The 14,571-nt window shown below is 42.6% G+C and carries 6 protein-coding genes and 3 pseudogenes; 8 read left to right on the forward strand and 1 reads right to left on the reverse strand.

Annotation, left to right across the window (positions count from 1 at the left end; translation table 11 throughout):
• On the forward strand, window positions 1-1,061 hold a 1,061-nt coding region (locus F6J94_RS18290), incomplete at its 5' end, for an ATP-binding protein (RefSeq protein WP_293043116.1).
• A 564-nt stretch (window positions 1,062-1,625) separates the two neighbouring features.
• Window positions 1,626-1,778, forward strand: coding sequence for a hypothetical protein (locus F6J94_RS18295; protein ID WP_293043118.1), 153 nt, complete (start codon window positions 1,626-1,628; stop codon window positions 1,776-1,778).
• Between the two features lie 291 nt (window positions 1,779-2,069).
• Here F6J94_RS18295 and F6J94_RS18300 read toward each other — a convergent pair.
• Window positions 2,070-2,831: pseudogene (locus F6J94_RS18300) on the reverse strand (IS1 family transposase).
• Window positions 2,832-3,631: 800 nt separating this feature from the next.
• Between F6J94_RS18300 and F6J94_RS18305 the strand changes: the two are divergent.
• From F6J94_RS18305 to coaBC, 6 genes and pseudogenes are all read left to right on the forward strand, one after another.
• Window positions 3,632-3,912, forward strand: a pseudogene (locus tag F6J94_RS18305) (hypothetical protein); the annotation flags it as partial.
• 19 nt (window positions 3,913-3,931) lie between these two features.
• Window positions 3,932-4,075 (forward strand): annotated as a pseudogene (locus tag F6J94_RS18310) (IS982 family transposase); the annotation flags it as partial.
• Between the two features lie 854 nt (window positions 4,076-4,929).
• Complete coding sequence (locus tag F6J94_RS18315; RefSeq protein ID WP_293043120.1) at window positions 4,930-10,131, forward strand: hypothetical protein; 5,202 nt, start codon at window positions 4,930-4,932, stop codon at window positions 10,129-10,131.
• A gap of 476 nt (window positions 10,132-10,607) precedes the next feature.
• Complete coding sequence (gene ctpC, locus F6J94_RS18320) at window positions 10,608-11,903, forward strand: carboxyl-terminal processing protease CtpC (RefSeq protein WP_293023347.1); 1,296 nt, start codon at window positions 10,608-10,610, stop codon at window positions 11,901-11,903.
• Between the two features lie 834 nt (window positions 11,904-12,737).
• Window positions 12,738-12,950 carry a DUF2555 domain-containing protein gene (locus F6J94_RS18325; protein ID WP_070393300.1) on the forward strand — a complete coding sequence of 71 codons (213 nt, stop codon included), beginning with the start codon at window positions 12,738-12,740 and terminating at the stop codon, window positions 12,948-12,950.
• Window positions 12,947-14,191 carry a bifunctional phosphopantothenoylcysteine decarboxylase/phosphopantothenate--cysteine ligase CoaBC gene (gene coaBC / locus F6J94_RS18330; RefSeq protein WP_293043123.1) on the forward strand — a complete coding sequence of 415 codons (1,245 nt, stop codon included), beginning with the start codon at window positions 12,947-12,949 and terminating at the stop codon, window positions 14,189-14,191. The genes F6J94_RS18325 and coaBC overlap by 4 nt, the downstream gene beginning before the upstream one ends.
• Window positions 14,192-14,571 lie beyond the last annotated feature (380 nt).

Consider the following 14,571-nt stretch of genomic DNA (forward strand, 5'->3'; position numbering starts at 1 on the left):
TTGTTTATTTTGAGTCCTCTCAAGACCTAGACATGGTGGATGTTGATGTCAGTGACATTTTACTGAGCATCGCTAGGTCAGTCTGTGAAAGCCTAGAAGCGATCAGCATACAGCTCAGACCCAGTTACTTTAGTAAATTATTTAATGAAATCAAAGACTTTTTGCAAACTCCTATCGAGTTTTCAACAGAAGCCGAATTTTCCGTAGGCATTGCCAAGATTACAGCCAGAAGTAAAGACAGTCCTCAGCAACGCCAACTGCTACGACAGCACCTAGAACCCCGCACCCAAAGCATTTTGAATGCCATCAACGAAGAAATTTTACAATCAGCGATTCAGCAGCTGAAGTTGCGTGGGAAAAGGGGTTTGGTGGTGATTATTGATAATCTTGACCGAGTTGATAATCGCTCCATGGTTTCAGGTCGCTCCCAGCCAGAGTATCTCTTTATCGACCGTGGTACTCAGTTAAGGCGTTTGAACTGCCATGTGGTGTACACCCTACCCTTGTCCTTAATGTTCTCCAACGAGTACGAAACTCTCAAAAATCGAGTCGGTGGTGGTGTGGCTCCCAAAATTTTGCCCATGGTGCCCATACAGTTACGGGATGGTAGTGACTATCCAGAAGGTATGGCACTGCTGCGACAGCTATTGCTAGCCCGAGCTTTTCCCAAGGTTGATCCTCAACAGCGGCTAAACCTGATTCCACTAGTATTTGATAGCCCAGAAACCCTCGACCGGATGTGTCGCATTAGTGGGGGTCATGTCCGTAACTTGTTAGGGTTGCTCTATAACTGTTTGCAACATGAAGACCCGCCATTTTCCAGGAGTTGTTTAGAGAGTGTGATTAAGGGATACCGAGATGACTTGACTCTGGCTGTTGAAGAGGAAGAGTGGAAGTTGCTATCTCAAGTCGTGCAACAGCAGTCCGTCAAGGGGGAACAAGAATATCAAACCCTGTTGCGCAGTATGTTTGTCTATGAATACCAAGATGAACAAGGGCGCTGGTTTGGGATCAACCCAGCCTTAGCAGAAACAGAAAAGTTTCGGACTCTAGTTCTGTGACTGACGGGGTGACAAGCAGCATTCGGTGCCTTACTGGGTATGGGGTGACCGGGTGTGGGGTGTCGGGAAACATCAGGAGCTTTAAACCTTGGTAGCGATGCAGTCGGCCAAAGGGGAGTTTGAAGTTCCCATATAACAGGGGTTAGAAGTTGACCAAGAGAAGGGTAGCCTTTATGCTTAGTCGGCTTAGGGTAAAAGGGTTTTTTCTCTTGTAAGAAGGCTACCCTTCTCTTGGATTCGGCGGAGGCCAAAATGGGTGCTCGGTTATGCATAAAAGGGTTTTTTCTTTTGTAATAAGGCCTCAGATGAAACCTTGGTTAGAAGTTGACCTAGAGAAGGGTAGCCTTTATGCTTAGTCGGCTTAGGGTAAAAGCAGGGTAATCGCAGCTATTTGGTATAAATTGTACTTGACAAAACCGACATTTGCCCAGTAATAATTCGGACTAGACAATTTCTCCAGAATCAAGGAAACTGCATAGATATTAAATCAGTCTGTTCACATTCTCAACGGCCGTGATGTCATTTGGTTTTGGTGCTCCAACCCCATCCCCCCTTTCAAAGACAATGAAACAGCTCAAACATAGCGTGATTAATCAGTTTGAGCCATTGGATGACCCAAGATTCAAACGGGAACCGAAGCATAAACTTGTAGATATTGTGCTGGGGGGGCGACGAAATAAGTTAAAACGCAGACTCTATAAGCGACCTAGCCCTTAGACCTCGTTGATAATACTTTCGTGTCTTGATGCAGTCGCTCATGGTTTGAATTTACCGTAAGATAGTGGAGCCTTATTAAAAAATATTTAACCCTTTTCTGCATAACCTGCTAACTATAAAGGCTCCACTATCTAAGGTTTTGTCTCCGGGGAAACCCCCAAGACCGCGCTGCATCGCTTATTAGGATGCGCGTTTCATTAACTCGGTTACTAATTCTAGACAAACATCCTTAAAATTTACCCAATTTTGGCCATATAAACCGGTAGTGGTACACAAGTAGTGATGGCCTAATCAACCGGATAAACATTTATTATAGTGATGAACAAAATTCCAAATAGCTCCTAGATGATTTTCTAATTTTTTTGAAAATGACAAAGTTTTCCTAACCAGACGACTAATCCTTTGTCTTAAGGTATTATTTTGTCTTTCAATATGATGAGTTTTCCAGGTTTTTTTTCTACAGGTTTGTGACGTTTTTTAGGTATAACTTTTTGATAAGCTTCCCAAAAATCTGTATAACACACAGCACATTGTCGAACCACTGGAGGAAAAGACTTCCATAATTTATTTGCCGATTCGCGAGTGCGATCTCCAATATAAACTCCAACTATTTCTCTAGTTTCTTGTTCGCGTAGCGTGGCCAACGGCCATCAATGGCCAACCAAATCCATTGCTGATTATCTTTTTTATTAACAAAAGACCACATTTCATCACATTCTATGGAAAATTTACCTTTTGGTTTTTATGAAACCTTTATTTTTTGGGGAGTTTCGGCATATTTTTTATTAACATACTTCTCTGTTGCCATGTTTTTGAAACTCCAACTGATCGAGCAATACCAGCCAAAGATATTTTCTCAAGTAATAAGTGATATATTAGTTTTTTTTTCGACAATGGTATTGGCTTTTTTGTGGGATTTTCAAAAAACTGTCTTTTACAGTTTTTACAGAGATATTTTTGTTTTTTATGATGAGTGCTTCCATTTTTTACTGTTTGCTCACAATTGCAGTAAGGGCAATTGGGTCGGGTGATTAAATTTGAGACTGTATTCATGGTTAAGATAGTGTATTTTTACCTTGAGAAGTTTTTTTTTACTAATAAAAATTTAGCAGTTTTGTAAGTTTTATTTAATCAGAATTTATTCTAACTTAGATAAGTTTTTATAATGAATTAGAGTTAAATTGGTAGATTTTTACTTAATAAATATCTTATTTAAGGGGAATACAATGTTGTATCATACCAAATCAGCTTTACCAAGGCTATATTCAAAAAAACACAAAGTCCTTGCCCAGAGCAGATTTGGTGATTTTGTGTAATCAGCCTATAATAACCGGATTTGGTATCACTACTTATTTATCAATACCATACTTTTAAGTTATATGAAATAAGGCGACCCTCTCTAAGGTTTCGTATCCAAAAAATGGAGTCAGTATAATGGATATAGGATTGGCGAGTTTGCTGATAATCGAAACCCTAAAGACCAAACATAATCGTTATTTTGTCTTAAGAATTAAAAACAATGTCAAGCTATAAATGTTTTAGGTGCCCTTGACCCATCTAATTATTAAATTCGCCACGGGTCGCCCCTTCAGGCAGAATCTAATCGGAACAGAAAAAGAGTAAGTACAAGGGAGAGTTGTCAACTTTTGTGACCTCGAAACTCAGACGGAATTTAGACTAGTGACTAACCTACCAGAAGCATAAGAATAAGGTATAAGTAATGAAGAAGTTGGGAATTTTTATCGTTTATTTGAACCGTAAGAGAGGGTCGCCTTTAATGTCGGCAGGTTATGGGTAAAAGGTTTAAGTTATATGAATAAGGCGACCCTCTCTTACGGTTTCGTCTCCTTGGCTGGTAAATAGAGTTGTTCTGGAAGTTTTTGAAGATGCATCTAAAACTGGACAGATTAATAACAAAGAATGTCAATGGAATTGAGTACCAAATTTATACCTGTCTCATAGCTTATGTCTTATTACAATTAGTGGTTATCCCGATTTCGGCAATAAACTTTTAGATAAACTCCGATATTTCCCAGCTTTTATGTGTGAAAATAATATTGGTTTGATCAGATGGTCTTTTCGTGAAGTTATCTGGTGTGTTATAGGTATAGTGTGTCTAATTTTATGTAAATAATTAGGTAGATTCAACATTTCTGATTGAAACCATTAATTACCAACTCAAAAATATTTATCAAATCGAACATTATCGTCATCGCTCACCGGTTAATTTTTGCGTCAATGTTCTGTGCGGATTGATTGCATATTGTCATCAACCCAAGAAACCGAGCCTTAATCTGGACTGGCTTTTACCTCAATCTGCCCGGGTCCGAACTGAGGTTACCTTAGCTGTTAATCACCCTTTTCTTTTTGAGGGAGAACTTTCTCTCAAAGCTTGGTATGAAATTAGTTTAGCCTTCAGGTTCACCCCCTGAGGTAAGGTACATCCCCTCATGTATAACCTACCACCTACCACCTACTAATTGCTTTCAAGGGACAAATTTTGTCCCTAATTGATTTGAAAACCGATGGGTGCATCTCATATTTGTAAAAAAGATGTGAAGTGTGGGAAGTGTGGGAAGTGTGGGGCGGGGGCGCGGGGAGTGTGGGGCGGGGGCGCGGGGAGTGTGGGAAGTGTGGGAATTTTCGCGGGAATTTTTGCCTAATTGCAAAACTGAGATGCACCCAAACCGATCTAGTCAGGACTTCCCCAGTAACTCTACCTGTAGGGGAGTAAGCCCTGTGCGCCTACAGGTAGAGTTTGGTGCCCAGTTTTGCGGAAGTCCTGATAGTTCAACTGTTTTACATGTTTTCGTCTAGGAACTTATAGTTCCACCCCACTATAAAAAATCAAAAATTCCGGGAAATCACTGATATCCACGCTATGGACTTCAGGCTCAATAAGTGAATTTATCATTGTTATTCAGGATTTTCATTAAATATATTTATTAAATAAGTAGTAGTAATTACTGAATTCTTGATCAAGGTACTTATGATAGACGTTTTTCTTGAGTAATGCCTGATTATGCTTGTTGTTTTTTATCAGTAAAAACCCATACTTACCGATAAGTTCTGATAGTAATCTTACTATCTAGAGGGAAAATCACCCTAGTAATAGGTAATTTCTACCAGTAGGGGTCAAAAGGTTAGTGACATGAAGCAGCAAAATCCCCCAGAAACACTAGCCCCATACAGTGCTCGCTCTCTATTAACCCTATCCCGGGCAATAATGTTCTCCCAAGGAGAATTTGCACTGATTTTGGTGCGATGCAACTACGAGTTATTTAGGAAGCAAATATGGGAGTACGTCCGAGAAATCACAGAGCTCACCTATGGTGAGCTAGTTCTTAACAAGTCTAGTCAAACTCTATTTAGTAATATCTTTAGCACCCAACAGTATGGGACAACATCTGCCCTAATGGTATCGGGTCTAGAGTCAGTTGATGGCATCAACCAGGTACTACTTTCGGCTAACCAGGTCCGAGATGAATTGCCCAAATGCTTAACCTGTCCTTTAGTTGTATGGGTAACTGACAAGGGACTTCAAAAGTTGATGAGGCTTGCTCCTTATTTTAAAAATTGGGCTACTACCTCGATTCGGTTTGAACTTACCATTGACCAATTACTCGCTTTATGTTATAGAACGGCAGATGAAATCTTTGGCAATATTTTCGCTAGAGACTTGGGAGAGTTTTTGCCCAACAAGGTGCTTTCTTTGGCTCCCGATTGCCCCCGACGCCAAGAATTTGAGTCGGCATTACAGGATTTGCAATCTCATGATATCAGCGTAGATTCTGTCCTACTAGCTACCAAGCATTTTATTCTAGGGCGAGATGCCTTTGAAAATGACCAGATTAATCTGGCCTTGGAGCATTATCAGCAGAGTCTAAATTGTTGGCAGCAGGATATAGGAGAATGGGGCGGCTGCTTGGGCAGTGAGGCTCCCCATTCAGAGCAACACTATTATAAAAACCTTAAACCGGTAAAAGTATGTACAACTATCCAAGGCAGAGCTTCGAGGAAGAGAAAAGAGGGCAAAAGGGACACAGGTAACTGTTTCGACCAACGTCTCGGACAAACTAAACACTCAATACCCCCCTTATGTGATCCCCCCCTCACCCATTCAGCTTTAGAACGGCTTGGTTTAGTGTTCCATCACATCGGCTTGTGCTATTGCCGTCAAGCCGAGTTACAAGGCTCCATCGGTTGCCATCAGTGGGAGCAAGCCCAGAAAAACTTCTGTACTGCCATTGACCTGTTTACTAAAACAGGACGCTTGGACTTGGTGGCTCAGTTGACCATAAAACTGGGAGAAGTCCTACAACACCTGGAACATTGGACAGAATTAGAAGCTTTAGCGCTAGCGTTTCTGGCACAGCCTCACACTCAAGATAATCCAGTTCAGCTCTCTCGAGCCTATGGCTTTTTGGCAACAGTTGCCTATGAGCAATCGAATTGGAACCGTGCTATAGACTTAGCCCTCACCGCTGTGCGCACTCTGGAGACATCTGAGCCGACTCTCAACCCTCAAAACCTTTGCCACCGAGGTTCCTATCTGCTGCTAGCTGCTAGATCTGTGCGTCAGCTGGGCAAGCCAAAATCTGCCATTAATTATCTTGAACAAGCTATAAACCTCAAAACTATCGAGCCCAACCCTCTACAGCAGCAGCCTCAACTGTTCATGGAGCTGTTGGAGGAATTGCGATCGCTCTATTTCGAGCAAAAAGCATACCAACGAGGGTTTGAACTTAAGCAACAAAAACGCTTGATAGAACAACAGTTTAGGTTTTCTACCTTTGCTGGTATGGCTCCCTTACAAAGTGTCGGGCCAAGTCGAGAAACTGACGCAACGATTACCAAGAAAGGTTTTTGTCCATCAGCCCTAGAAATCGCAGCAGCTGGACGTCAAACCGATGTCAACGGCCTGCTCGAACGCATTAGCCGCAATGACCACAAACTAACCGTGATTCACGGGACTTCCGGCGTTGGCAAGAGTTCCCTGATTAATGCTGGTTTAGTTCCTGCACTTAGCTCCAGAATTATTGGTGCTAGACAAACCTTGACGGTGGTGCAAACCGTTTACAGGAATTGGCTCGGTGAGCTGGAAAAACGTCTAGACCTTGAATTAGCAAGTACAGTAGTCTTCAAGTTTAAAGATGCCAACCTTTCACCTTCAACCGTTCAACCTACCGGAAGGGAACCCCTACGGCGAACAATCTACCCGAAGGGAACGCCTACGGCTAACAACTTACCCGACTCCAACGCCTGCGGTGAACAACCTTTAATCCTTAAACCAATTCTCGATAAGTTGTATCGGTGTTCCCAGCATAACTTATTAACCGTCCTGATTTTTGACCAGTTTGAAGAATTTTTTTTCCTTGCCACCGACTTAGAGCAACGACATCAGTTTTATAATTTTTTAGCCCAGGCTCTCAATCTCCCCTTTGTAAAAATAATCTTGTCTATGCGAGAAGATTATCTACATTACTTGTTAGAGTTTGAGCGCTTTAAGGATCTCAGTGTCATTAACAACAATATCCTAGATCAGAAGCTGCGTTATCACTTAGGTGATCTGTCCCCAGAGAATGCCAAAAACGTTATTCACTCCTTAACAGCAGTATCTCAGTTTAAGTTAGAACCTGCTCTAATCGAAGCACTGGTAAAGGATTTAGTCACCAATACCGGAGTGGTGCGCTTAATTGAGTTACAAGTCGTGGGTGCTCAGCTACAAGCGGAAAAAATTACTACCCTTGAAGGATACCGAGCTTTGGGAAATGACCCCAAGACAGTTCTAATCGAGCGATCGCTTTCCCAAATTATCTATGATTGTGGGCCAGAGAATGAAGATGCCGTCTGGGAGGTTTTATTCTCCTTAACCGATCAACGAGGTACCCGTCCGTTAAAAACCCAAGCTGAGTTAGCAGTCTCCAATGGTAACAACGCCAAACTAACTCAAATCCCCTTGATTTTGGAAATTTTGGTAGGTTCTGGTTTAGTCTTCCGAGTGCCAGAAACACCACAAAACCGATATCAGCTAATTCATGATTATCTAGTTCTACCGATTCGTCAAAAATATAAGCAACGTACCCAATCTAATATTAGAGTACGGCTAAAACAAAGTGAGAGTCAACTGTTGCGGGTTCGTAAACAACGACTGCGTGCCATTGCCATTAGCACAGTGATGGCACTTTTAGCAGTGACCAATGGTGGCTTGAGATGGCGAGCCGAAGCTCAACGAATCAATGCTATGCTTAGTGCGCTGAGTGCCTCTTCAGAAGCTCTTTTCGTGTCTAATAAAACCTTTGATGCTTTGCTCGAAGGGTTAAGAGCCGCAAAAAAACTACAGCAGGAAGAGCAGCAATATCTACCATCTCGAACAGTAGATGCAGATACCCGTCTACAAGTAATCACAGCTCTGTCCCAGGCAGTTTATTCAGTTTCCGAACACAATCGACTGGAAGGACATAGTGATATTGTTTCGAGCATCAGTTTTTCCCCAGATGGTCAGTTTATTGCCTCCACCAGCCGCGATAAAACGGTAAAACTGTGGCATCCTGATGGCAATTTGCTCCAAACCCTAGAAGGTCATCAAGATAGTGTAACCAGCGTATCGTTTAGTCCAGATAGTCAGTTAATTGCCTCTAGTAGCTGGGATGGCACAGTCAGACTATGGCGTCAAACTGGCCAGCTAGTCAGAACAATTACCACTAATGCTGGTCATATATACAGTGTCAGTTTTAGTCGAGATGGCCAGATGATGGCTGCGGCTGGCAAAGATAAGAAAATTCGATTATGGACCGTTGATGGCAAATTAATTAAAACCTTTTCCGGTCACCGGGGTGTAGTGCGGTCGGTAAGCTTTAGTGGAGATGGCAAGATCATTGCTTCTGCTAGTGCGGATAACACCATTAAGTTGTGGAGTCAAACGGGAAAATTGCTAAATACTCTTAGAGGACATAGCGCTCAGGTGAATTGTGTAGTATTTAGTCCAGATAGTCAGTTAATTGCCTCCGCTAGCGATGATCAAACGGTCAGGTTGTGGAGTGCCAATGGCAAGCTAATCAAAACCTTTCCCAAGCACCAGCGATGGGTTAATGGTGTTTCTTTCAGTGCTGATGGTCAACTGATTGCCTCTGCCAGTGATGATAATACAGTGCGGCTATGGAACCGTGAAGGCACTTTAATAAACACGTTTAAGGGACACAGCGATGGGGTTAGTGGTGTCAGTTTCAGTCCTACTAAACCTTTTAGTTCTCAAAACAACCTAGCTTACAGCAAGTCCCATATTCCTCTACAACCATCCAACCCTCAAACTGACCAACTGATTCTGGCTTCAGCCAGCCACGATAAAACTATCAAGCTCTGGAGTAGTATTAATCAGTCTCACGTAATTTTAAGAGGACATCAGGATGATGTACAGGATGTCACCTTTTCTCCAGACTCTCAACAGATTGCGACAGCTAGTAATGACAGAACTGTTAAGCTTTGGGATCGCAACGGTAAGCTGCTCCACACCTTGAAAGGGCATCATGATCTCGTCTATAGCATCAGTTTCAGTCCTGATGGTGAGCTAATTGCCTCCGGTAGTCGAGATGGCACCGTGAAACTGTGGCATCGTAGCGGTACTTTGATTAAGACAATAAAGGGACATCAGGACTGGGTATTGAATGTTAGTTTTAGTCCTGACTCGAAGCGCCTCGCGTCTGCCAGTCGGGACAGGACAGTAAAAATTTGGGATCGCACTGGTAAATTGATTAATACCCTGACTGGTCATAGTGAGCGGGTTAATGCAGTTAAGTTTAGCCAGGATAGTCAGCGATTGGCATCGGCCAGTGATGATAAAACTGTAAAGCTGTGGAGTGCTGATGGGAAACTTCTGAAAACACTACCAGGTCATCACAATTGGGTTTTGGATCTCAGCTTCTCACCCGACAACAAGTTCTTAGCAACAGCAAGCTATGATAACACAGTGAAACTCTGGCGCAAAGATGGCACCTTACAATCAACCCTCAAAGGCCATACTGATAGTGTGGCAAAAGTCCATTTTAGCCCCAAGGGCAAAATTTTGGCAACCAGCAGCTGGGACAACCAGGTTCAGCTATGGCGCTTCGACGACACCCTGATCAAAACCTTGAAAGCTGGTGAGCATCGCGTCACAAATCTTAGCTGGAGCCATGATGGAACAGCTTTGGCAGTGGCTAGTGAAGATGCTACAGTGGCAATTTGGAATTTGAATTTAGACGATCTGCTAGATAAAAGCTGCCACTGGCTCAGAAATTATCTCCAAAACAACCCAGAAGTCAGAGAAAGCGATCGCCAACTCTGTCAGCTGATCACAAACAGCCATATGAAATAGAATAATCAGTAAGTCCTTTGCGGTAATGTTAGACTGGGAAATAGTGAATAGGTAATCATTGAACAACTAACGATGAAAACCAATGACCACAATAATTTTCCGGAGGGGAAGTTGGGTGGGAGGAAAATTAATAATATGGGACTGATACCCCCAGCTTCCTTATCCTTAGTCAGGATAGGTTATTTCTTGAAATCCTAGCTAGATGGGATTATGGTGGTGTGGTGTGGTGGTATGATGGCGTGATTAGCTAATGAGGTTAGTATGGATAAATAATATCCTCACGACCCTAATCAACAACATAGATGACCCCTAAAAGGCTATAGCCATAGGGGTATATTACCAGGGTTATACTACCCAAAATTGAACAAGGGGGTGTCAGTCTCAGATTGATTTGCATAGGAGCTGTCTGACATCCCCGTTCGTTAGATTTAGCTTAGCTCCTTTGCATTAGTTTCCCGACCTTAAGCGAAAGGATTATGGTAATTACAAAACGTGGCCTGGTTCTTGGTGCGACAGCAGTAGTCCTAACAACTGTAGCAGTTACAGGAGCTGGTCTTCATCTATCTCAAAGTCAGGCTTTCTTTCGCGAGAGTCCTAAGGAGCTAGTTGATGAAGTTTGGCAAATTATTAACCGCAGGTATGTAGATGCTACCTTCAACCAGGTTGATTGGGAAGAAGTTCGCCAAGATTATCTGAATCGCTCTTACAGCAGCAAGGAACAAGCCTACAAGGCAATCCGGGAAATGCTAGAGCCCTTGGACGATCCTTACACCCGGTTTATGGATCCAGAAGAGTTCAAGAATATGCAGATTGATACATCTGGGGAATTAACTGGTGTAGGTATTCAGATTGCCCTGGATGAGGAAACAAAAAAGTTGATGGTGATTTCCCCAATTGAGGATACCCCAGCTTTTAAAGCGGGAATCCTGGCAAAGGATATCATTATCAAAATTGATGGCAAGAGTACCGAAGGTATGGATGTCAACGATGCAGTTCAACTGATTCGAGGCAAGCCAGGAACTTCCGTGACTTTGACCATTCAGCGAGGCCAAAAGGTAGTGGACTATCCGATCACACGAGCTAGGATTGAAATCCACCCTGTAAAGTATAGCTATCGGGAAACTTCAGATGGTTATGGCATCGGCTACATTCGCCTTTCTCAATTTAGTGCTAACGCGGCCAAGGAGATGGGCGAAGCAATCCGAAAGTTAGAAGATCAGAAGGTGAGTGGCTATGTTTTAGATCTCCGCTCTAACCCTGGTGGGCTACTTTATGCCAGCATTGAAATTGCTAGGATGTGGTTTGATTCCGGTACGATTGTCTCAACAGTTAACCGCATCGGCAAAGCCGAATACCAGAAAGCAATTAATCGCTCTCTGACCGATAAACCATTAGTGGTACTGGTGGATGGTGGTTCAGCCAGTGCTAGCGAAATTCTTTCGGGTGCTTTACAAGACAATCAACGTGCCATCTTGGTAGGAACTAAGACTTTTGGTAAGGGCTTAGTCCAATCCGTGCGAGGGCTTGGAGATGGCTCAGGTCTGGCAGTAACCATTGCTAAGTACCTTACCCCTAGTGGTCGCGATATCAATAAGTCCGGAATTGAACCAGATATTGTGTTTGAGCTTTCGGATGAACAGCGTAAAGACTTGCAGAAAAATCGTGAAAAAGTTGGCACCTTGGAAGATGCTCAGTATGCCAAAGCGTTTCAGATTTTGATGCAGGAAATTGCTGCCAAACAAGGCTCAAGGGCAGAAGGTAAAGCTCGTTAAGCCTTAAACTTTTACCTGGTTGAGAGTGGGTCGATTCTGGCAAGAGATGGGAGATTTTATGTTACCAATTCTCCCAACTATTTATAATTTATAATTGGTAATTGATAATTAGTAATTAGTAATTGACAAACACACGACCGTTATAAGTTAAGATATTTTATTGATCCGAGGTTCCCCCTTTCCCTTTGTATTTCAACCAAAGTATGATGTCCTAAGTCCATGTAGTAGTGATAGACTTGGTAAGTGATCGGGCTTTCCAAGTAGTGTATTCTGAGAAAAATTTTTGGTATTCCGGACTTAGTATACATTGAGTCAGCATTTTTTTGAGGGAGCGGTCTTGTTGATAATTGAGACCGTTTTTTTTGTACCACAAGTCAGAATAATTACCAACTTATTATAATCCTAGCCCGGTTACCCGTCACATAAATCTCCTTTAAATTTCCTTAGTGACGAAAAAGTAGAGACGTAGCATGCTAAATCTCTAATGAACCAACGATCAGCACTAGTCGAGTTGAATACAACTGCTGGAGACTGCGGAGCACTTGGGAAGAGCGATCGCTATTGCCAAAAATCTGTGCCACCTAATCAGAGCCAGGGCTTTTAAACTGAATAAATATAACTAACTAATAATAGTTAGTTTATGAATAAGTGATATTTCTATAGTAAGCCTCCATACAAATGACCCCTAAAAACTGATAAAAAATTTACGAATACTTCACGCTAAAGCTGGTATGATATATACTCAGTTGCGTCACTAAATAGGGATAATAGAAGTAAAGTTGTCGAAGACGTACAACTGTTAACAAAAAAAGCTAACAAAGAGAGGCGTGAGCAATGGCAACTACGACCATTTCCCAACGTGACCTTTCCGCTCTGAGTGCAGAGGACGTTGCCAAGTTGGCTGCACGTCTAGAGCTGGATGATTACTCTGGCGCATTTGAAGGACTCAAAGATTGGCATCTACTGCGAGCACTGGCCTTTCAGCGTCCAGAGTTAGCGCAACCCTATCTCTATTTACTGGACATGGAAGCTTACGACGAGGCGTGAATAAGGGTAGAAAAGTTTTAATTGGTGTATGTGGGGGCATCGCTGCCTATAAAGTTTGTGAGGTTGTTTCTACCCTATTTAAGGGGGTTGCTGAAGTAAGGGTAATTCTAACCCAGGGAGCTGAAAAATTTATCACTCCTTTGACTCTAAGTACCCTCTCTCGCCATCCAGCTTATACAGACAACGTATTCTGGCAAGCAAAGCACGAACGCCCGGTGCATATTGAATTAGGGGAATGGGCAGAAGTATTGGTGATTGCTCCTCTGACGGCTAATACCCTAGGTAAGTTGGCTTATGGTTTAGCCGATAACTTACTAACCAATACGGTTCTAGCGTCTAGTTGCCCTATTTTGTTGGCACCAGCGATGAATACAGATATGTGGAAGCAGCAGTCAGTGCAACGAAATTGGCAACAGCTGTTAAGTGACCCCAGGTATCATAGTGTTGGTCCAACAGCAGGACGGTTAGCATGCGATCGCATTGGTGCAGGACGGATGGCAGAACCAGAGGAGATAATCGCCTCTATCCAATCCCTGCTCTACACTGGTGGCAAACGAGACTTAACCGGTAAACAAGTCTTAATTAGTACTGGTGGCACTCGGGAATATATGGATCCAGTACGCTTTATCGGGAATCCTGCCACAGGCAAGATGGGACTAGCCCTAGCCCAAGCTGCGAGAAATCGGGGAGCAATTGTCACCCTAGTTCATGGACCAGCTACTTGGGAAGCACCGATGGGTATCCGGACAATTCCAGTAGTGAGTGCTACTGAGATGCATCGGGCGATGCTAGAAAATTTTCCCAATGCTGATTTGATTGTGATGGCAGCAGCGGTAGCAGATGTAACCCCCGGAATCTACCAGGAGATGAAGATACCGAAGCATGGACTTCCTGCTGCTCTACCTTTGAAACCAGTGCCAGATATCCTAGCTGAATTGGGACGACTGAAACAGCCCAATCAGTACTTAGTTGGATTTGCTGCACAGACTGGAGATATTATCAAGCCTGCGTTACAAAAATTAAACAAAAAGCGATTGGATGCCATAGTAGCTAACCCAGTTGACAAACCAAATGCTGGTTTTGGCAGTGATACCAACCAGGCAATTTTGATTGATAACAGAGGACGGCATCAACAGATTAATCGCTGCACTAAATTAGAGTTAGCTCACCGTTTATTTGATTTTATCCAAAATCCTCCGGAAGGTAATAGTAATGTAAAGTATCAAATAATTACTAGATAACTATAATGACTATAGCAAAGGGAACAGGGAACAGGGAACAGGGAACAGGGAACAGGGAACAGGGAACAGGGAAAAACGAATTTAAATGCGCATCAGCTTAACTAGTATTAGTATAAGTAGTCGGACACAAGTTTTGGTATCTGTATAAAGTTTTGTAAACACAGCCAAAACGCTTGTGGCACCATAATTATCCTTGTTGTCACATTTATTAATACAGAACTGTTAGTGATCTACTTTAAACTAGTAGATATAACCCACATTCCGCAGGTTCGTCCTCAATTTGAATAATTTTCTCTTTGCTTACAAGCCAAAGCTATATCCTGCAAAGGTTTCATTGATTTGAGTATGAAGATCCATTTTGCCCAGCTTTATTCTCAATT

Source organism: Moorena sp. SIO1F2 (genome assembly GCF_010672755.1).
Classification (GTDB): Bacteria; Cyanobacteriota; Cyanobacteriia; order Cyanobacteriales; family Coleofasciculaceae; genus Moorena.